17 protein-coding genes and 2 pseudogenes are annotated in these 19,109 nt (G+C 73.2%); 8 read left to right on the top strand and 11 right to left on the bottom strand.

Annotated features, from left to right (window positions below; all coding sequences use genetic code 11):
- Positions 1-92 precede the first annotated feature (92 nt).
- Positions 93-1,580, top strand: a complete 1,488-nt coding sequence (locus AQJ11_RS20150) for a glutamate synthase subunit beta (RefSeq protein WP_059263935.1) — start codon at positions 93-95, stop codon at positions 1,578-1,580.
- 58 nt (positions 1,581-1,638) lie between these two features.
- Here the strand turns inward: AQJ11_RS20150 and AQJ11_RS20145 are convergent, their stop codons facing one another.
- Positions 1,639-2,181, bottom strand: a complete 543-nt coding sequence (locus AQJ11_RS20145) for a carboxymuconolactone decarboxylase family protein (protein WP_059263934.1) — start codon at positions 2,179-2,181, stop codon at positions 1,639-1,641.
- A 46-nt stretch (positions 2,182-2,227) separates the two neighbouring features.
- Between AQJ11_RS20145 and pdxR the strand changes: the two genes are divergently transcribed.
- On the top strand, positions 2,228-3,664 hold the full coding sequence (pdxR, locus tag AQJ11_RS20140; RefSeq protein WP_059263933.1) for a MocR-like pyridoxine biosynthesis transcription factor PdxR: 1,437 nt from the start codon (positions 2,228-2,230) through the stop codon (positions 3,662-3,664).
- A gap of 101 nt (positions 3,665-3,765) precedes the next feature.
- On the opposite strand, the pseudogene AQJ11_RS20135 reads toward pdxR, so the two are convergent.
- The 3 genes and pseudogenes from AQJ11_RS20135 to AQJ11_RS20125 form a co-directional block, all read right to left on the bottom strand.
- Positions 3,766-4,562: pseudogene (locus tag AQJ11_RS20135) on the bottom strand (SAM-dependent methyltransferase).
- Between the two features lie 92 nt (positions 4,563-4,654).
- On the bottom strand, positions 4,655-4,909 hold the full coding sequence (locus AQJ11_RS20130) for a DUF397 domain-containing protein (RefSeq protein WP_014672050.1): 255 nt from the start codon (positions 4,907-4,909) through the stop codon (positions 4,655-4,657).
- Positions 4,910-5,770: a helix-turn-helix domain-containing protein gene (locus AQJ11_RS20125; RefSeq protein ID WP_014672051.1), complete on the bottom strand. Its 861-nt coding sequence runs from the start codon at positions 5,768-5,770 to the stop codon at positions 4,910-4,912.
- Positions 5,771-5,972: 202 nt separating this feature from the next.
- Here AQJ11_RS20125 and AQJ11_RS48310 point away from each other — a divergent pair.
- The 3 genes and pseudogenes from AQJ11_RS48310 to AQJ11_RS20110 all read left to right on the top strand — a co-directional run.
- Positions 5,973-6,653, top strand: a pseudogene (locus tag AQJ11_RS48310) (ATP-binding protein); the annotation flags it as partial.
- Between the two features lie 362 nt (positions 6,654-7,015).
- Entirely contained in the window at positions 7,016-7,453 is a 438-nt protein-coding gene (locus AQJ11_RS20115; RefSeq protein WP_014672052.1) for a hypothetical protein, read from the top strand.
- Between the two features lie 273 nt (positions 7,454-7,726).
- The gene (locus tag AQJ11_RS20110) at positions 7,727-9,829 is read left to right on the top strand and encodes an ABC transporter ATP-binding protein (protein WP_059263932.1); all 2,103 of its coding nucleotides are present in this window, start codon (positions 7,727-7,729) and stop codon (positions 9,827-9,829) included.
- A 15-nt stretch (positions 9,830-9,844) separates the two neighbouring features.
- Here AQJ11_RS20110 and AQJ11_RS49870 read toward each other — a convergent pair whose 3' ends face one another.
- The 4 genes from AQJ11_RS49870 to AQJ11_RS20095 all read right to left on the bottom strand — a co-directional run bounded on the left by AQJ11_RS49870 (position 9,845) and on the right by AQJ11_RS20095 (position 14,101).
- Positions 9,845-10,021, bottom strand: a complete 177-nt coding sequence (locus AQJ11_RS49870) for a hypothetical protein (RefSeq protein ID WP_014672054.1) — start codon at positions 10,019-10,021, stop codon at positions 9,845-9,847.
- Between the two features lie 201 nt (positions 10,022-10,222).
- A complete protein-coding gene (locus AQJ11_RS20105) occupies positions 10,223-10,885 on the bottom strand; it encodes a DUF899 domain-containing protein (protein ID WP_059263931.1) in 663 nt (220 codons plus the stop codon).
- A 461-nt stretch (positions 10,886-11,346) separates the two neighbouring features.
- Positions 11,347-13,206: an FUSC family protein gene (locus tag AQJ11_RS20100; RefSeq protein WP_086011514.1), complete on the bottom strand. Its 1,860-nt coding sequence runs from the start codon at positions 13,204-13,206 to the stop codon at positions 11,347-11,349.
- 127 nt (positions 13,207-13,333) lie between these two features.
- Entirely contained in the window at positions 13,334-14,101 is a 768-nt protein-coding gene (locus AQJ11_RS20095; protein ID WP_059263930.1) for a nucleotidyltransferase domain-containing protein, read from the bottom strand.
- 184 nt (positions 14,102-14,285) lie between these two features.
- On the opposite strand from AQJ11_RS20095, the gene AQJ11_RS20090 reads away from it, so the two are divergent.
- Both AQJ11_RS20090 and AQJ11_RS20085 read left to right on the top strand, forming a co-directional pair.
- Positions 14,286-14,705: a RidA family protein gene (locus AQJ11_RS20090; RefSeq protein WP_014672058.1), complete on the top strand. Its 420-nt coding sequence runs from the start codon at positions 14,286-14,288 to the stop codon at positions 14,703-14,705.
- Positions 14,702-15,157, top strand: coding sequence for a GNAT family N-acetyltransferase (locus tag AQJ11_RS20085; protein WP_059263929.1), 456 nt, complete (start codon positions 14,702-14,704; stop codon positions 15,155-15,157). The genes AQJ11_RS20090 and AQJ11_RS20085 overlap by 4 nt, the downstream gene beginning before the upstream one ends.
- Before the next feature lie 206 nt (positions 15,158-15,363).
- On the opposite strand, the gene AQJ11_RS20080 is transcribed toward AQJ11_RS20085, so the two are convergent.
- Both AQJ11_RS20080 and AQJ11_RS20075 read right to left on the bottom strand, forming a co-directional pair.
- Positions 15,364-16,086: an aspartate/glutamate racemase family protein gene (locus tag AQJ11_RS20080; RefSeq protein ID WP_058080141.1), complete on the bottom strand. Its 723-nt coding sequence runs from the start codon at positions 16,084-16,086 to the stop codon at positions 15,364-15,366.
- A gap of 5 nt (positions 16,087-16,091) precedes the next feature.
- Positions 16,092-17,549: an NCS1 family nucleobase:cation symporter-1 gene (locus tag AQJ11_RS20075; RefSeq protein ID WP_059263928.1), complete on the bottom strand. Its 1,458-nt coding sequence runs from the start codon at positions 17,547-17,549 to the stop codon at positions 16,092-16,094.
- 167 nt (positions 17,550-17,716) lie between these two features.
- On the opposite strand from AQJ11_RS20075, the gene AQJ11_RS20070 reads away from it, so the two are divergent.
- Positions 17,717-18,475, top strand: coding sequence for a GntR family transcriptional regulator (locus tag AQJ11_RS20070; protein ID WP_244218301.1), 759 nt, complete (start codon positions 17,717-17,719; stop codon positions 18,473-18,475).
- On the opposite strand, the gene AQJ11_RS20065 is transcribed toward AQJ11_RS20070, so the two are convergent.
- Complete coding sequence (locus AQJ11_RS20065) at positions 18,414-19,109, bottom strand: uracil-DNA glycosylase (RefSeq protein WP_059263927.1); 696 nt, start codon at positions 19,107-19,109, stop codon at positions 18,414-18,416. The two genes, AQJ11_RS20070 and AQJ11_RS20065, sit on opposite strands and share 62 nt — an antisense overlap.

The following is a 19,109-nucleotide window of genomic DNA, read 5'->3' as shown; positions in this document are numbered from 1 at the left end:
GGAGACGTATCGTGGCCGGAAGAGTGCCGCCCGATGACGCACGGCCCTTCGTACACCCGGTGCCTCCGGTGCCCGTACGCGAGGAAGACGCCATGGCCGATCCCAAGGGGTTCATGACCACGCCGCGCCAGGAGTGGCCGCGGCGGCCCGTCGAGCAGCGGGTGCGGGACTGGGACGAGGTGTACGTCCCGGGCGCGCTGCTGCCCATCATCAGCAAGCAGGCCGACCGCTGCATGGACTGCGGCATCCCGTTCTGCCACCAGGCCTGCCCACTGGGCAATCTCATCCCCGAGTGGAACGACCTGGTCGCGCGGGAGGACTGGCGGTCGGCGAGCGACCGGCTGCACGCCACGAACAACTTCCCGGAGTTCACCGGGCGGCTGTGTCCGGCGCCGTGTGAGGCGGGGTGCGTGCTGGCGATCAACCAGCCGGCCGTGACCATCAAGAACGTCGAGTGCGCGATCGCCGACCGGGCGTGGGAGGAGGGTTTCACGCCGCCCCGGCCGCCCGAGCGGCTGTCCGGGAAGACGGTCGCCGTCATCGGCTCCGGGCCCACCGGGCTGGCCGCGGCGCAGCAGCTGACCCGGGCGGGACACACGGTGGCGGTGTACGAGAAGGACGACCGGATCGGCGGGCTGATGCGGTACGGCATCCCCGAGTTCAAGATGGAGAAGCGGCATCTGGAGCGGCGGATCGAGCAGATGCGGGCCGAGGGGACGAAGTTCCGTACGTCGACGGCGGTCGGCCGGGACGTCCCGGCGGCCGAGCTGCGGTCCCGGTACGACGCGGTGGTGATCGCCACGGGTGCGACGGCGTGGCGGGAACTTCCGGTGCCGGGCCGGGCGTTGAACGGGATACACCAGGCGATGGAATACCTGCCGCTGGCCAATCGGGTGTGTGAGGGGGATCTGGAGGTATCGCCGCTGTCGGCCGCCGGCAAGCACGTCGTGATCGTCGGCGGTGGGGACACCGGGGCGGACTGTCTGGGTACCGCGGTGCGCGAGGGGGCCGCGTCCGTGACCCAGCTGGACATCTACGCACAGCCGGGTGCGGAGCGCGACGAGGACGCCGAGCCGTGGCCGACGTACCCGAAGGTCTACCGGCTGTCGGCCGCGCACGAGGAGGCGCGGGAGCTGCGTACGGCACCGGCGGCGGACGCGGACGCGCGGTTGTTCGCGGCGTCCACGCTCCGCTTCACCGGAGACGCGAGGGGGAATGTGCGGTCACTGCATCTGGTGGAGGTGGACGAGCAGCGGCTTCCGGTGCCGGGGACCGAGCGGACGCTCCCCGCCGACCTGGTGCTGCTCGCCCTCGGGTTCTCCGGGCCGGACCAGAAGGACGGTCTGATCGAGCAGTTGGGGCTGGCGTTGCAGCCGCGTGGCACGATCGCCCGGGACGACGGTTTCGCGACCAACGCCCCAGGGGTGTTCGCAGCGGGAGACGCGGCGCGCGGGCAGTCGCTCATCGTGTGGGCGATAGCGGAGGGGCGGGCGGTCGCGGCGGCCGTGGACCACTATCTGACGGGGAGTTCCCGGCTGCCGTCCCCGATCCGGCCCACGGACCGGCCGATGGTGGTCTGATACCCCGTCAGGGAGGCGGACGGCAACGGGGGCGGCCGGGGAGCGGTGGCGGTCGTCCTCAGCCGGCGGCGCGTTCGTCCGTGCCCGCGACCTTGCCGGTGGCCAGGGCCACGCGGTTCCACGTGTTGATCGTGAGGATCAGGGAGAGGACGTGGGCCAGTTCCTGGTCGTCGAAGTGGGCGGCGGCCTCGGCGTAGACGGTGTCGGGAACGCCGCCGTCGGCGACCAGGGTCACCGCCTCCGTCAGAGCGAGGGCGGCTTGTTCCTTCGGGGTGAAGAAGTGCCGGGCCTCGCGCCAGACGGCGACCATGTGGAGGCGGTCCTCTCTCTCGCCGGCCTTGCGGGCGTCGTTGGTGTGCATGTGCAGGCAGTAGGCGCAGTGGTTGAGATGGGAGGCGCGGATCTGGATCAGTTCGACCAGCGCCGGGTCGAGGCCCTGGCGGGCGGCGGTGTCGAAGCCGACGATCGCCCGGAACACCTTCGGGGCGGCCTTCGCGAAGTCCAGGCGGGTCCGGGCGGCCTCGGCCGTGGCGATGCCGTCCTGGAGGTCGACGGTGGAGGTGGTGGCGGCGGTCGCGGCGGTCGTGTTCGTCGTCGTCATGGCTTCAACCTAGGGGCCGGAAAGACCGACTGTAGGGTGCATTTCCATGACGGAATCGTGGGTCAATTCCGCGGAGCGCATCGGTGCGGACCTGCACCTGGAGCTGTCGGGGCCGGGGGGTCGGCGGGCGGCGCTGACCAGGGCACTGCGCGAGGCCGTGCGCGACGGGCGGCTGGCGCCGGGCACCCGGTTGCCGCCGTACCGGTCGCTCGCCGCGGACCTGGGGGTGGCCCGCAACACAGTGGCCGACGCGTACGCCGAGCTGGTCGCGGAGGGCTGGCTGACCGCCCGGCAGGGTTCCGGGACGCGGGTGGCGGAGCGGGCCGAGCCGCTGCGTGACACCGTACGAACGCCCGTCGAGGCACCTTCGCGCGCGGGGCCGGTGCACGACCTGCGGCAGGGGGCGCCGGACGCGTCGGCCTTTCCGCGCGCGGCGTGGGCGGCCTCGTACCGCCGGGCGCTCCAGGCGGCGCCGAACGAGGCGTTCGGGCCGGGCGATCCCGCCGGGCGCCGCGAGCTGCGCGAGACCCTGGCGGAGTATCTGGCTCGCGCGCGTGGGGTGCGGACCGAGCCGGACCGGATCGTGATCTGCTCCGGTTTCGCGCACGCGCTGCGGCTTCTCTTCGGCCGGGGCGTCCAGGACGCACCGGGCGCGGGCGGGGTGCTGCGCGGTCCGCTGGGCGTGGAGGCGTACGGGCTGGGGTTCCACCGGGAACTGCTCGCGGCGGCCGGCGTGCGCACCGTACCGCTGCCGCTGGACGAGCACGGGGCGCGGGTGGACGCGCTCGGGCGCGAGCGGGCGGTGCTGCTGACGCCCGCGCACCAGTTCCCGACCGGCGGCCCGCTGCACCCGGAGCGCCGGGCGGCGGTGATCGGCTGGGCACGCGCGCGGGGGGCGGTGGTGCTGGAGGACGACTACGACGGCGAGTTCCGGTACGACCGCCGGCCCGTCGGCGCGCTCCAGGGGCTCGATCCTGAGCGGGTGATCCACATCGGGTCGGTCAGCAAGAGCCTGTCGCCGGCGCTGCGGCTGGGCTGGATGGTCCTGCCGCGACGGTATGTGGAAGCGGTGCTGGCGGCGAAGGGCGAGCGGGAGGGGTGGGCGAGCGTGCCGGACCAGCTCGCCCTCGCGGACTTCGTCGCCTGTGGGTCGTACGACCGTCATGTGCGGCGTATGCGGCAGCGGTACCGGCGGAGGCGGGACCGGCTCCTCGCCGCGCTCGCCGCGCAGGCGCCGCACATCGAGGTGGCGGGGATCGCGGCCGGTCTGCACGCGGTGCTGCGGCTGCCGCCCGGCACGGAGCGGTCGACGGTGCGGGCCGCCGTGTGGCGGGGTGTCGCCCTCGACGGTCTCGCCGCGTTCCGGCATCCGCGGAGTTCGACGGATGCCGGCGACGGTCTGGTGGTGGGATACGCGGCCCCGGCCGAACACGCCTACGGGGCCGCACTGGAGGCACTGTGCGGGGTGCTGCCGCCGGGGTGAGGCACGGATCGCCCCGGGAAACCGCGGCGGGGCAGGAATTGCCCGGGAAGCCAGGACAGGGCAGGGACTCGCCCAAGGGAAGCCGGGGCGGGGATGCCGGCCTATGGCTTGCGTGCCACCGCCCCGTACCCCGGGATGACGCCGTCGTCCTGGCGCGGGACCGGTTCGCCCAGGTCGGGGTGCCACTTGTGGACGATCTCGACGCCGGGGTCGACCAGGTCGAGGCCGGAGAAGAAGCGGGCGAACTCCTCAGGGGAACGCAGGGCGAGGGTGACGCCGGCGGCCTTCAGTTTCCCGGCCGCCGCCGACTCCTCGGGCGTGAAGTCGGCCGTGGCGTGGGTCGCCATCAGGTAGCTGCCGGACGGCGGGGCGGACAGCAGCCGGGAGACGAGGGCGTGCGCGCCGTCCTCGTCGGGGATGAAGTGGAGCAGGGCGACCAGGGAGAGAGCGACCGGCCGGTCCAGGTCCAGGATGCGCCGGGCGCCCTCGATGATCGCGTCCGGGTCGCGGACATCGGCCTGTAGGTACTCGGTGACGCCCTGCGGGGCGCCGCGCAGCAGGGCCGCCGCGTGGGCCGGCACGATCGGGTCGTTGTCGCAGTAGACGACGCGGGCGTCGGGCGTGATCCGCTAGGCGACCTGGTGCAGGTTCGGCTCGGTGGGTATGCCGGTGCCGATGTCCAGGAACTGCCGTACGCCCCGCTGGGCCAGCCGGCGCGTGGCGCGGTGCATGAACGCGCGGCTGACCCAGGCCATCACCGGTCGAGGGCCGGCATCCGCCGGCCCATCGCCTCGTCGACGGGGTAGTTGTCCTTGCCGCCGAGATACCAGTCGTACATCCGCGCCGGATGCGGCTTGCCGGTGTCGATCTCGATGGCCGTCGGGTCCTGCCCTGTCATGCAGGACTCCGCAAGCGTAGGACGCGATGGTTTGTGTTCGTCAAGTGCGCTTAGCAGTAAGGAAGTTGACTGAGAAACAACACACGTCGGCGTCAGGACAGCAGGAAATCGGCCTCCCCCGCCTTGGCGCCCTCTATGAACGCGGTCATCTCGGCCGTGGTGTAGATCAGGGCCGGCCCGTCCGGGTCGGTCGACTGGCGCAGGGCGATCCGTCCGTCGGCCAGCTTCATGGCCTCCAGGCAGTTGCCGCCGTTGCCGCCGCTCCAGGGCTTGTGCCACCCCTCGCTGCCCAGCTCCCGCGCGGGCATGCCGTTGTAGACGTGTCCGCGCGGCTTGATGCGATCCATTCACAGCTCCTTGCGGAGATCCCGGAGGATCTCCTTCGTGCGTTGTGCCGTAGCGGCCTGCGCCGCCATGCGGTCCATGACCTCCAGGTGGGTCGCCACCTCGGTGCGCGCGTCGAGGTAGACGGCGCCGGTCAGGTACTCGCTGTAGACCATGTCCGGCAGTTCTGACATGGCAAATCGGAACAGCACGAAGGGCCCGTACGTCCCCGGGTGCGGCCCGTTGGCGAACGGGGCGACCTGGAGCGTCACATGGGGCAGCTTCGTGGCGTCGAGCAACTTGTCGATCTGCGCACGCATCACCTCCGGGCCGCCGACCGGGCGGCGCAGGGCGGTCTCGTCCATCACCACCCAGAAGCGGGGGGCATCGGGACGGGTGAGCAGTTGCTGGCGTTGCATGCGCAGCGCGACGTGCCGCTCGATGTCCTCCGGGCTCGTCTGGCCGACGGCACCGGATTTCAGCACCCCGCGCGCGTAGTCCTCGGTTTGCAGCAGGCCGGGGACGAAGTGCGGTTCGTAGGAGCGGATGAGGCTGGCCGCGCCCTCCAGGCTGACGTACATCGAGAACCAGCCCGGCAGGATGTCGTGGAACCGCTGCCACCAACCGGGCTTGTTCGCCTCCTCGGCCAACTGGACGAAGAGCTCGGCCTCGTCGTCGGGGACGCCGTAGGCCTTCAGCAGCAGTTGGAGGTACGGGATCTTGAGGGAGACCTCGGCCATCTCCATGCGGCGGACGGTGGCGGGGGCGACACGGAGGACGCGGGCGGCTTCCTCGCGCTTCAGTCCGGCGCGTTCCCGCAGGTCCAGCAGGCGCCGACCGAGGACCACCTGGCCCACCGTCGGCGCGGACCGCGGTTCGCTCACGCTCCCACCTCCACCGAAAGTTCACTACAGCCCTGCGGCGCCGTTCGAAGATTCATTCGAAGACCGGGCCGGACCTCCGACGACTCCAATTGGCGCCGCGCGACGTGCTGTTGCGAGCAGTCTGCCACGAGCCCTGACCGAGTCACACAGCACTCTGCAATTTTCAGAGTGACTCTTGCCAAGTGTCCATGGCAGAGCGATAGTGGCAGGCGTGATTCCGTCCGCGCCTTTAGGAACAGACGCCGCCGCAGACCGTTCCGGTCTCGGCGCCGATGGGGGTTTCCCCGCGCGAGCCGGTTCGAGCGTGGGGGAGGCAGTGACCTCCCAGGGGAGCACTGCCGAGCGCAGGTTCCGCTTCGAGCTGGCCGCACATCCCGGTTCCGTCGCCCGGGCCAGACGCCTGACGCGCGCTCGGCTGTCCGGCTGGGCGGTGTGCGCGGACACCTGCGACAGCGCCGCCCTGGTCATATCCGAGCTCGTCACGAACGCGATCGTGCACACCGCGAGCGGCCGGGTCGTGTGCGAACTGCGCGAGCACGACGACATGGTGCGCATAGCCGTACGTGACGAGGGCTGTGCTCCTGGCGAACCCCACCCGTCTCCACAGCGACCTGACGAGGAGCACGGGAGGGGGTTGCTCCTCGTCGACGCGCTGTGCCGGGCCTGGGGTGCCCAGGAGCACGGCTCCGGGCTGCTGGTCTGGGCCGAGCTGGCCCTCCAGGACGCCGCCGTCGCCTCTGACACCCTCGCCCCGGACGCCGTCACCCCGGACGCCGTCGAGCCGCGAGACGACCTTGGCTGGGGCGCCCGCCCCAAGCCGGGCCGCCCGGACGACTCCGACGACGACCGGCCGGCCGAGGCGAGTGGGCGGGTGGCGCCTGAGGAGGGGCGGGGTACGGCACCGGGGCGGGAACACCGGAGCGCCCTGCCGGAGGAACACCGGGAGGTGGCCTGCGGGCAGCACGGGGACGCGGCCTCGGAACACCGCCGGGATGCCCTACCGGAGCAGCAACGGCGGACTCCTCAGCTGGAGGGGCCGGGGAAGGCCGGACAGCTCGGGCCTGGGACGGTTGGGTCTGGACCGCGCGGGCAGCTCGGGCATGGGACGCGGCTTCCGGAACAGCACCTGCACGCCGCGCATCCGGAGCAACACCAGCACGCTGGGCTTCCGGAGCAGCACCAGCCCCTCCCACTGGGCCGACCCCCGCACGACCTACTGGCGCCCCGCCTTCACCGGGAGCGGCCGTGACCGGCGGGCGGCCCGGTGGCAGCCAGGAGCACGCCCTCGGTCTGGACACGCTGGTACGACTGCAACGCCGGCGCCCGGCCCCTGATCCGGGCCACCGTCTGTCCCTGCCGGACGGCATGACGGTCCCGCTCGGCTGTGACGCCGTCGCCGTGCCCGACCGCCTCGGCCCGCTCGTCGTACCCCGGCTGCCACGGCTGGGATGCGTGTACGCCGACGGCTCCCACTGGTGGTGGATCGTTCCGTCGGACTCCGACTACGCCCTGCCCTGGCCGTCCCCGGCCCACTATGCCGTCGGTGCCCTGGTCACCGGCCCCGCCCGGCTCATCCATCGCCCGGACGGCACGGTTCCGTACACCCCGCCGATCCCGCTGTACCTGGCCCTGTGCCGGGTGACGGGGACGGCTCCGGACTGGTCGCGGGCGGTCTCGGCGTAGCCGTTGCCGCCCCGGCCGCCGACCGTCGCCGCGGTCCCGGCGCACTTACCTTCCGGCACCCCACCGCTGCCCCGGCCCGAACCACCACCCTCACCGGCCGGTCCCCCGGTCCCCCAGCCCCCGTCGGATCCCACGGGGCCAACCAGCGCCCGCCCACCGCGCCGCCCACGCGGATCGTGCTCCCTCCGCGCCCCTCGTACGTCTGCTCGCGCCCTGCCGGGCCGGGGTCCCGGCCGGAATAGTGGCCGTTCCGTCGGGGTCCGGGAGGTCACGGTGAGGAAGAAGCGGGAGGCGGCCGAGCCGGTGGTGTCGGCGTCGGAGCGGCTGCTGTTCGGCGGACCGCTGCGGTACGACATGGGTTGGAACCAGCACGCGGACGCCTTCCTCGCGCTGACCTTCCGGGCGATGCTGACCCGGCTGCCCGGCATGCTGTCGTCCAGTCTCCGGCTGGCCCGGCAGGCGGACGCGCGGGCCGCGCGGGTGGTGCTGGCCGCCGAGGCGGGCCGGGGCGTGGCCCAGGCGGTGAGCCTGCTGGCCGTGAACAACGCGCTCGGCAAGCTGCTCACCGGCCCCGACATCGAGCAACGGCTGCGCGCGGCCACCCCCGCCCTCGTGGTGATGGCCGTCGTGACCCTGGTCGCCGCGTTGCTGCGGGCCGCCTCCGTCTACGCCACCGGACGGCTGGAACCCAAGGTGGAGCGGGTGGCGACCGAGCTGTACCTGGAGCGGGCGGCGAACGTGGAGCTGGCCGCGATCGAGGACCACGCCTTCCACAAACTGCTGGACACGGCCCAGTACGGCGCCCGGTCCGCCCGGCACATGATCGGCTACAGCACCCGGGTGATCAACGCGATGATCTCGCTGGTCGCCGCGGCGGGCGTGCTCACCGTGCTGCATCCGGCGCTGCTGCCCCTGCTGGTCACCATGACCCTGCCCAGCGCCTGGAGCGCGCTGACCAACGCCCGGCGCCGCTACGAGTCCTTCCACACCTGGGTGCAGCACGCGCGGGCCGGTCAGCTGATCAGCGGCCTGCTCACCGAGCCGGCCGCCGCCCCGGAGATCCGGGTGCACGGTGTGGGCCCGTTCCTGCTGCGCCACTTCCGGTCCATGTCGGAGACCGCGGAGGCGGAGCAGGCCCGGCTGTCCCGGCTGGCCGCGCGGACCGGACTGATCGCCGCGGCCTGGACGGGCCTGGCGACCCTCGCCACGTACGCGACGCTGGGCGCGCTGCTGCTCGCCGGCGCGATGGCCCTGGCGGTGGCCGGTACGGCGGTGATCGCGATCCGCACGGGTGCGGCGAGCCTGGACACGCTGGTGCTGGAGATCAACCAGCTGCACGAGGAGGCTCTGTTCGTGGGCGATCTCCAGCGGCTGTACGCCGCGGCGGCCGAGCGGGCCATCCCGGCGGGCGGCGAGCCGCTGCCGGAGGACCCCCAGGAGATCCGCTTCGAGAACGTCACCTTCAGTTACCCGCACGACGAGCCACCGGCCGGACCCGAACAGCACCCGACCGGTGACCACGCAGCCGCTCCGCCCGCGAGCGTCCCCCACCCGACCGGAGAAGCCGCGCCCCGGGAACACCCGCTCGGAGATTCCGCGTCCCAGGAACACCCGACCGGCAGGCCCCCGAGTGGCACCGCCCCCCGCCCCGCCCTCGACAACGTCACCCTCACTCTCCCCCTCGGCCGGATCATCGCGCTCGTCGGTGAGAACGGCTCGGGCAAGACCACGCTGGTCAAGCTGCTCGCGGGGCTGTACACGCCGGACCGGGGCCGGATCCTGTGGGACGGCGTGGACGCGGCGCGCGCCGACCGGCGGCTGCTCGCCGAGCGCATCGCGATGGTGGCCCAGGACTTCAAGCGCTGGCCGTTCACCGCCCGGGTGAACGTGGCCGTCGGCCGCTCCACCGCGCCGATGACCGAGGAGCGGCTGGCCGCGTCGATCGCCGAGGCGGGCGCCGAGGACGTGGTCGCGGACCTGCCGCGCGGCCTGGACACCCTGCTGGCCCGGAACTTCAGCGGCGGACACGAGCTGTCCGGCGGCCAGTGGCAGCGGCTCGGCATCGCCCGGGCGGCCTACCGGCGCGGGAGCATCCTGATCGTGGACGAGCCGACGGCGGCGCTGGACGCGCGGGCCGAGCTGGAGGTGTTCGAGAAGATCCGGGCGCTGGCCGGCGGCGGGCAGACGGTCGTCCTGATCACCCACCGGCTGGCCTCGGTCCGGCATGCCGACCTGGTGCACGTGCTGGAGCAGGGGCGCCTGGTGGAGTCCGGCACCCCGGAGGAACTGCTGTCCAGGGGCGGTGTCTACGCGGAGCTGTACTCCCTCCAGGCGCAGCAGTTCACGGCGCGAGTGCCGGCCCCCAAGCCGGCCTGAGTCCCCCGGACCGGCTCAGTCGACCGTCTCGCCACCGCGGACGATCACCAGGAAGGTGTCCGTCGCGAGGTCCATGACGACCTCGGCGGGCAGGCCTTCCAGTCGCCGCGCGTGCGCGAACTCCTCCGCGGGCCAGGAGCCCCGGGGACCACCGGCGGGAAAGCGTTCGAGCACCGTTCGCCCGTTCACCATCTCGCACCTCCAGGAAGCGTCGTACGTGTAGGGAGTTAACGCCCTGGAGAGGGGAAACGGCTCGGTCAGTGACGGGACTGAGACATTGTCGACACCGGGTCGGCGCGGACCGTGAGGATCCGCTCACCTTGTGACACGAACCGCACGCTCCGTATCAGTGATCGAACAGTTCGTGTCGGCATCCGCACCTTCCGCATCGCATCAGTAGTCGTACTCATCGTGCAGCCGGAGCCCCTCGCTTCCGGCCGGGCTGCGGCCGAGTGCGGTCAGGTCGAGCAGGGCCGTGGTGGTGCCCAGTCCGTCCAGCCCGTCGTCGTACACGGAGTAGGTGTGGAAGACCCGGTCGCGGTCGCGCAGGAAGCAGCTCAGGCCCGGGCGCTCGACCAGCTCGCCGCCCGACTCGACGGTGGCCTCGAAGTCACGGTTGAAGTCGCGGTCGCCGTCGTTGCCGCCGTGCGCCGAGGAGTACCAGGGCACCGCCCACCCCATCCGGGCCTTGAACGGCAGGATCCGGGTGAACGGTGCCCGGGAGACGGCCGCGAAGGAGGTGTTCCGGGCGCGCAGGTGGGCGAGGTTGCCGACCTGGTCCAGGAAGGCCGCGCAGCAGGGGCAGCCGGTCTCCCACTCCGGGGCGAACATGAAGTGGTGGACGACGAGCTGGGTCCGTCCCTCGAAGAGGTCGAGCAGGGTGGCCTTGCCGTCGCCGCCCTCGAAGACGTACTCCGGGTCGACCTCGACCATGGGCAGCCGCCGGCGCTCGGCGCCCAGTACCTCGCGCGCCCGTCTGACCGCCTCCTCCTTGCGCAGCAACTCCTCGCGCGCCGCGCGCCACTGCTCGCGCGAGACGATCTCCGGGTGCGACATGGGCCCTCCTGTCCGACGGTCGGTTCAGGGTGGTGACCGCCGGCGGCAGCGGAACTCATCGCGGGGAACGAAGGATTTTTCGGCCAAGTCCTGCCCGGCTTCCGGCCAGCAGCGGGCTGGAGCGCGCCCGCTGGCCGGGTACGAGGGTGCCGACCCCGGGTGCGAGGGTGCCGACCCCGGGTGCCGAGCGCGATCGCGCGGGCGCTCCGCCGCGTCGCGTGGTGCAGCTCGGCGGCAGGTCAGCCGGTGCGGGTCGCCCCCGTGGACTTCTGGATCAGGGACGTCAGCGCCATCGCCTCCCACTCGTCGAGGCGGCTCATCGCCTCCCACACGCCGAGGGGGGTTCTCGGAGGCGGCGCCGTCGGTGGCGCGGCCGACGGGTACGCCGGCCGCGTGCGGGGCCCGTACCGGACCGGTCGTCGGCCAGGCGAACTTGAGGCAGCCGCGGGGCGCGGATACGGCTAGGCGGCAGCCGCCGCGCCTGCCCGCTCCCGCATTCCCCGCCGCTCCAGCTCCCCCAGCGCGTCCCGGAGCCGGCTCAGGTGCCGGGGGGTGAGCCGGCCGGTCTCGTCGAGGTGCACGGCGCAGGCCGTGGTCGTGTCCACGAGCCGTTCCAGCACCTCGGCGACCGCGTCCGTGCCCTCCGTGTGCCGGGCGAGGGCGGGCAGTTCGGCAGCGGCGACGGCGATGGCGGTCCGCGCCTCGGCGAGGGTCCGGTAGGCCTCCCGGCGCAGCGCCCACCGCTCGGCGCGGTCCCCGGACTCGCCGAGGACGTGCAGGAGGTAGGCGTCGGCGGCGCTGCCGGCCGCGGCGAGCCGGGCCCGTACCCCGCCGCCCCGCTCCCCCGGCATCGGCAGATGTCCCACGACCAGTACGAGCGCGCAGGCCAGCAGCGTCTCACCGATCCGGCTGACCGAGGCCTGCGGCTCCCCGCCGGCCATGACCAGGGCGAGTACGAGGACGGTGACGGCCGCGGTGAGCGCCGCGAAGTGCCGGGTGGCGACCGGTATCACCGCGCCGCAGACCGCCACCAGCGCGACCAGCCCGGCCGGGCGGGGCAGCAGCGCGGCGAGGCCGGCGAACACCAGGGCGCCGAGCACGGTCCCGGCGGCCCGGCACAGCACCCGTGAGGCGAGCGGGCCGAGGTCGGGCTTGACGAGGAAGACGGCGGTGGCGGGCAGCCAGTACCAGTGCTCGTGCTGTCCGTACCAGCGGGCGTGGTGCAGGGCCTGGGCGATGGCGGCGCTGGCGCCGAAGCAGAGGGCGACGCGCAGCCCGTACTCGCGCCCGCCGGTGCCCAGCGCGGCCCGCAGGGCGTGCCGGAAGCCGCGGCGGCGGCCGAGCAGCCCGCGGTGGGCGCCCTCGCCCCGGTCGAAGGCGTCGGCGGCGCGCAGCAGGGCGTCGTCCAGGGCACGCAGGGCGGGGGCCGACCGGTGCGGCGCGGGCAGCGGGCCGGTGCCGGTGTTGCCGCGGACGGCGGCGGCGAGCCGCCGGGGGCCCTCCGCCGCCCGCGCCGGCACGGCTTCTCCCGACCAGTACAGGGCGGTCGCGGCCTCGGCCAGGGGCAGGGCCGCCGCGAACCGGGCGTGCAGCCGGCGCTCGGCGGCGCAGCCTGCGTACCGGCGCAGCCGGGGTCCGGCGAGGGCGTCCTGGGCGTGGTCGAGCGCGGCGGTCAGCGCGGCCCGCCGGGCGGTGGCGTGCTCCCCGCCCACGGCGTCGACGAGCGCGGCGATGGCGTCGTACACATCGGCGACCGCCTCCCGCTCGCCGTCGAAGCGGAAGTCACCGGCGAGCGAACCGGGGGTGGGCAGGGCGAGCCGCAGCACCAGCAGCCACCCCGCGCCGGCCAGGAAGGCCAGGGCCCGCTGCCAGCCGCTCTCGGCCGCGGGCATCCCGGCGCCGATGGCCGCGGCGACAAGCAACTGGGTGCCGGCGGCGGAGGCGACGGGCCCGACCGCGCTGATGCCGCCGGCGACCAGCCCCAGTGCGGTGAGCGCGAGGGTCAGCGGTACGGCGGCCAGGCCCTGCCCGGCGTACGTGCCGAGGAACAGCCCCAGTGCCCCGGCCAGTGCGGGCACCCCGAGCCGCTTCACGGACGCGCGCCGGCTGCCGGGCCGGTCGTTGATGCCGGCGAGCATCGCACCGATGGCGGCGAGCACACCGGAGGCCGTCTGCCCGCCGAGCATCCCGGCCAGCAGCAGCGGCCCGGCGGCGAGCGCTCCCCGGCACACGGCGCTCCAGGGAACGGGACCGCGCTGGGCGCGGAGGGCATGAGCCAGCCAGAGGGGTACAGCACGCCGCGACACGGGGCTCCTGTTCATACGAGGGCGGGGGTGGGCCTTCGGACGACGGTGGCCGGTGGGGGTGTCTCCACAGTAGATCGCGTTCCCCGCGTGAACGGTGCGCTCACGTTTCGGGCAGGTGAAAGGTGCCCGGTGCGCGGTTTCTTTATGAACGCAACGCCTCGGCGATGATGTCCTCCGCCGCGGTCACGGCATCGGCCAGGGCGCCGGGCTCGGGCCGCAGCGCGCCCACGACCGCGTCGATCCCCCGCAGCCCCGCCCGCTCCAGGAGGCGCTTGTCGTTGGTCACCCATGCGCCGCGGGCCGCGAGGACGGCGTGGGCGGCCTGGGTGGCGGCTGTGGCCAGGGCGCCGGCGGTTTCGGTGAGGCGGGCGTGGGGGGCGTGGTGGGCCTTGGCGTAGGAGAGGGTGGCGCGGGCGGTGCCGGACCAGCGGTCGAAGGCGGTGCGGCTCAGTGCGGGTGGGTAGCCGGCCGGGCGTGGGAGGTCGCCGCGCAGGACCTGGTTGAGCGCCAGTTCGGCGACGACCAGGTAGGTGGGGATCCCGGCCAGGTGGAACAGCAGCGGCTCCACCCGGAAGCGGCCCTCCTCCGCCTCGGCCAGCTCGTGTGCGACGACCTCCAGGTCCCGGTAGTGCACGTCGACCCGGCGTCCGTCGATGGTCAGCCAGGCTCCGCCGTTGAAGACACCGCCGCCCCAGCCGCCGATGTCGGAGACCTCGCCCGGCCAGCCGAGGGCGCGCAGGTCACCGGGGTCGAAGGGGCCTCGGTAGTAGACGGCCAGGTCCCAGTCGCTGTCCGGGCGGTGGGTGCCCTCGGCGCGGGAACCGCCGAGGGCCACGGCCCGCACGGTGGGCAGGGCGGCCAGGCGGTCGGCGGTGGTGGCGAGGAAGTCGGCGTCGGAGGACTGCGGCATGCCCCCAGCCTGGCGCAGCCGCGCCGAAGTCCGCTCCTGGAATTCCGGTGCGCACCTGTGCGGGTGCCCGGACGCGCGTAATGCGGGTGCCCGGAGGCGCGTAATTCGGATGCGGGCAGGCCCGAGGAGGTCCGATCATCGGAAAGTCGCCCGCCGACCGTCGTCGTTCGAGGAGCCGCTCACCGTGATCCGGCGCGTCACCGCCCCCGCCCTCTTCCCTCCGCCCGCCTACTCCCACGCCTCCGTCGTCGAGGCCGGCACGAAGCTCGCGTTCCTCGCCGGGGCCGTGCCGCTCGACGAGCGGGGAGAGATCGTCGGCCCCGGCGACCCCGTACGGCAGGCCGAGCAGGTCGTCGCCAACCTGCGGGAACAACTCCGTGTCATCGGCAGCGACCTGGAGCACGTGCTGGCGACGGACGTGTACGTCGTGAGCGGCGAGCCCTCGGTGCTGTCCGCGGTGTGGGAGGTGGTGGAGTCCTCGGGACTGAGCACGGGCCCGCACTCCTCCACCCTGCTCGGCGTCGCCTGCCTCGGCTACACCGGTCAGCTGGTGGAGATCACGGCCACCGCCGTGGTGCCGGAGCGGGCGGGAGACGACGGATGACGGAAGCGGTCGTCCTCCGTCGCGCGGTCGCTGCGGACGCCCGTGCCGCCGCCGACGTCTATCTGCGCTCCTTCGACGCCGCGCTGCCGACGGTCGTCCGGCCGCACACCGACGACGAGGTCCGGGACTACATCCGGGACGTCGTGGTGCCGCACCGGGAGACCTGGGTGGCCGAGGCGGCCGGGGCCGGGGTGGTCGGCCTGATGGTCCTGGACGGGGAGTCGCTGTCCCAGCTGTACCTGGACCCCGGGTGGCGGGGGCGGGGCATCGGGGATCGGTTCATGGCGCTGGCCAAGGAACGCCGTCCCCAGGGCCTCAGCCTGTGGACCTTCCAGGTCAACAAGCCCGCCCACCGCTTCTACGAGCGGCACGGGTTCGTCGCCGCCGAGTACACGGACGGCAGCGGGAACGAGGAGCGGGAGCCGGACGTCCGGTACGTCTGGCGTCCGTGACGGTCACCTCCGGTACCCCTGGCGTCCGTGACGGTCACGTCCGGTACCCCTGGCGTCCGCGACGGTCACCTCCGGCACCTCTGGAACCCGCCACGGTCACGTCCGATACCTCGGGCACCCGCAACCGTCACCTCCAGCACCTCTGGCATCCGCCACGGTCACCTCCGGCACCGGGGTCACCCGCGTCGGGAGCCGTGGCTGCCGGCTCACCCCGCCGGCCGCCCCCACACCCTCCGCTTGGGCAGTGGCCGCGCGTAACCGCCCGCCCGGCTCGTCGTCAGTCCCAGCCCCACCAGCGACTCCGCGAGTCTGACGGCCGCCCCGACGCCGTCGACCACCGGCATCCCGAGCTTCTCCCCCACCGCCCGGTGCAGCCCCGTCATCCCGGCGCAGCCCAGCACCAGGACCTCGGCGCCGGCCTCCCGGGCGCGTTCGGCGGCGGCCAGGAACGCCGACTCCGTGCGGGCCTGGTCCTGCGCGAGGTCGAGCACCCCGAGGCCGGTGCCGACGACGGCGGCGCAGTTGCGTGCCACGCCCGCCGTCTCCAGGCTGTCCTCGATCAGGCCGCAGGACCGGTCGAGGGTGGTGACGACGCCGTAGCGGCGCCCGAGGAGACAGGCGAGGTGGGCCGCGGCCTCGGTGATGTCCACGACCGGTACGTCCACCGACTCCCGTACGCCTTCCCGCCCGTGCTCCCCGAACCCGGCCAGCACGACCGCGTCGTAGGCGGGACCGTCGTACGTCCGCAGCGCGTCGAGGACGGCCGCGGCGGACAGATAGCTGTCCAGCCAGCCCTCGGCGGACTCGGGGCCCCAGGTGGGCGTGAGTCCGGCCACGGTGGTGCCCGGACCCGCCGCGGCACGGGCGCCTCGGACGATCTCCTCCGTCATCTGCCCCGTGGTGTTGCAGTTGGTGACGATGATCCGCACGTCCGTCAGCCCTCCTGTCCCGCCGTCGCGCGTTCCCGTCGGCACAGCGCCGCGTACACGCCCGCGGCGAGGGCCGTGCCGATGAACCAGGAGTAGGGGGAGACGTCACTGAAGCCGTGCACGAGCGCGAGGACGGCGGCGACCGCGGCGGCCGGAAGGAACGCCCCCAGCGCCTTGGGGTTGACCCCCTTGCGGTAGTGGTACGCGGTGCCGGGCCGGGCGTCGAACAGCGCGTCGACGTCGATCCGGCCGCGCTTGACCCAGTAGTAGTCGACCATGATCACGCCGAACAGCGGGCCCAGGAAGGCGCCGAGTCCACCGAGGAAGTAGTTGACGACGGTCGGGTTGGAGAAGAGGTTCCAGGGGGTGACCACCAGGGCCGCCACCGTGCTGATCATGCCGCCGACCTTGAAGGTGATCTTCTGCGGCCAGACGTTGGCGAGGTCGTACGCCGGTGAGACGAAGTTGGCGACGATGTTGACGCCCATGGTGGCGATGGCGAAGGTCAGGGCGCCGAAGACGAGCACCCAGGTGTTGCCCACTTTGGCGACCAGCTCCGCCGGGTCGGTGATGGCCTGCCCGAACGCCTCCAGCGAGCCTGCCGTGACGATGACCGAGACGACCACGAACGCGGTGGAGTTGATGGGCAGTCCCCAGAAGTTGCCGCGCCGGACGGTCCGGTCGTCGGGCGCGAAGCGGGAGAAGTCGCAGAAGTTGAGCATCAGCGTGCCGTAGGTGGCGAGGATGAGCCCGATCGCGCCGAACCACTGGCGCCACTGCTCGCCGACCGGGACCGGGTGCGGGGTGGAGGTCAGCGAGATGCTCCAGTGGGCCTTGGCCAGGACCCACAGCGCCAGCGCGATCATCACCAGCCAGATCGCCGGTCCGCAGAAGTCCTGGAACTTCCGCACCGACTCCATGCCCCGGCTGATGATCAGCGCCTGGAGGAGCCAGAGCGAGACGAAGGAGATCCAGCCGAGCGCGTCCAGGCCGAGGAAGGAGGGGTGCGTCAGCGACTCCAGCCCCGGCCAGGCCGCCAGCAGCATCACATTGACGGCGACGGAGGCCAGATAGGTCTGGATGCCGTACCACATGATGGCGATCACGGCCCTGATCAGCGCCGGGATGTTGGCGCCCCAGACGCCGAAGCTGATGCGGCTGACGACCGGGAACGGCACGCCGTGCCGCTGGCCGATCCGCCCCATGCGGTTCATGCCGAAGTAGATCAGCACGAAGCCGACGAGGAGCGCGGTGAAGACCTGCCAGACGTTCATGCCGAGGACCAGCAGGCCGGCCGCGAAGGTGTAGTTGCCGAGGTTGTGGACGTCGGACATCCACATGGCGAACAGGTCGAAGACCTTCCAGTTCCGCTGCTTCGCGGGAGCGAGGTCCTCGTTGACGAGGCGGGGATCGGGGACGAACGCGGGGGCGCCGGTGGCTGCGGCGCGGTCGGCCAGGGACACGGGACCTCCATGGGCGAGGGGACGGAGGACGGCGGCTCTCCTTGAGTGCCGGACGAGCGCGTTTGGTATACCAAACTGCCGTCATGGTCCCGCCGTCAAGCGTTCGGACCGATGTCGTCGCCGTTACGGCCCCGTAAAAGTCCCCCGGTTTCGGCGAAGATGGGCCCATGACCCCCACGACGAGCCCCGGAAGGGCGAAGACCGAACCCCTGGGCGCGGTGCGCGAACGCGTCCTGGCGAGCCTGCGGGAGGACATCATCGCCGGGCGCCTCGGCCCCGGTGACCGGCTCGTCGAGCGGGAACTCGCCGAGCGGTTCGGCGTCTCGCGGGTACCGGTGCGGGAAGCGATCCGCGCCCTGGTCGCCGAGGGGTTCGTCCTCTTCGAGTCGGCCCGCCGCACGGTCGTACGCCGGCTGACCCCCGCCGACGTCCGCGAACTCTTCGAACTGCGCGAGGCCTTGGAGGTCTACGCGGCCGGGCTGGCGGCGTCCCGGGCGACCCCCGAGGCCCTGGCGGAGCTGCGGGACCTGCTCGACCAGGCGGCCCGGGCGACGAAGGAGGACGACGCCGAGGTGATCACGGACATCAACACGCGCTTCCACGACCGCGTCCTCGCCATGGCCGGCAACAGTCTGCTGATCTCCGTCATGGAACCGGTCGACGGCCGCCTGCGCTGGCTCACCCGGCGGAACGAGGAGTGGCCCCAACTCCTCACCGAGCACCGCGAGTTGTACGACGCCATCGCCTCCGGCGACCCTGACCGCGCCCGCGCCCACGCCCTCGGCCACGTCCGCGCCAACTACCGCTCGACGGTGCGGCACCTGTTCGGACCGGACCCGGCGGACGCCCCCGCGCCCGCGGGCGCTACGGCAGTCCGGCCGCCTCCGCCGCCGTGCGCAGCACCTCGCGGAGCATGTCGGCGGTGAGCCGGCCGGTGAAGGTGTTGCGCTGGCTGACGTGGAAGCAGCCGAAGAGGTCCAGGCCGTCGAGCGCGACCCGGGTGCCGTGGGCGAAGGCCGGGCGGGGGCGGGGCACGGTCCAGCCCGCCTCCGCGAACGCGGGCAGCGCGGCCTGCCAGCCGAAGGCGCCGAGCACGACCACGGCCCGCAGGGTCGGCCGGAGCAGGGTGAGCTCCTGGACCAGCCAGGGGCGGCAGGTGTCGCGCTCACCCGGCGTCGGCTTGTTGGCGGGCGGCGCGCAGTGCACGGGCGCCGTGATCCGCACGCCGTACAGCTCAAGCCCGTCGTCGGCGCTGACCGCGGTGGGCTGCGAGGCGAGCCCCACGTCGTACAGCGCCTGGTACAGCACGTCTCCCGAACGGTCCCCGGTGAACATCCGGCCGGTGCGGTTACCGCCGTGCGCGGCCGGGGCCAGCCCGATGATCGCCAGCCGCGCGTCGGCCGGCCCGAACCCGGGCACCGGCCGCCCCCAGTACGTCCAGTCGGCGAACGCCGCCCGCTTCGTACGGGCCACCTCCTCACGCCATTCGACCAGCCGGGGGCACGCCCGGCAGTCCGCGACGCGCCGGTCGAGCCGGGCGAGGGCACTGCTGTCGTCCAT

Origin of the sequence: Streptomyces corchorusii (assembly GCF_001514055.1) — a bacterium.
Lineage (GTDB): Bacteria > Actinomycetota > Actinomycetes > Streptomycetales > Streptomycetaceae > Streptomyces > Streptomyces olivaceoviridis.
This window is presented reverse-complemented; position numbering and strand designations above follow the sequence as displayed.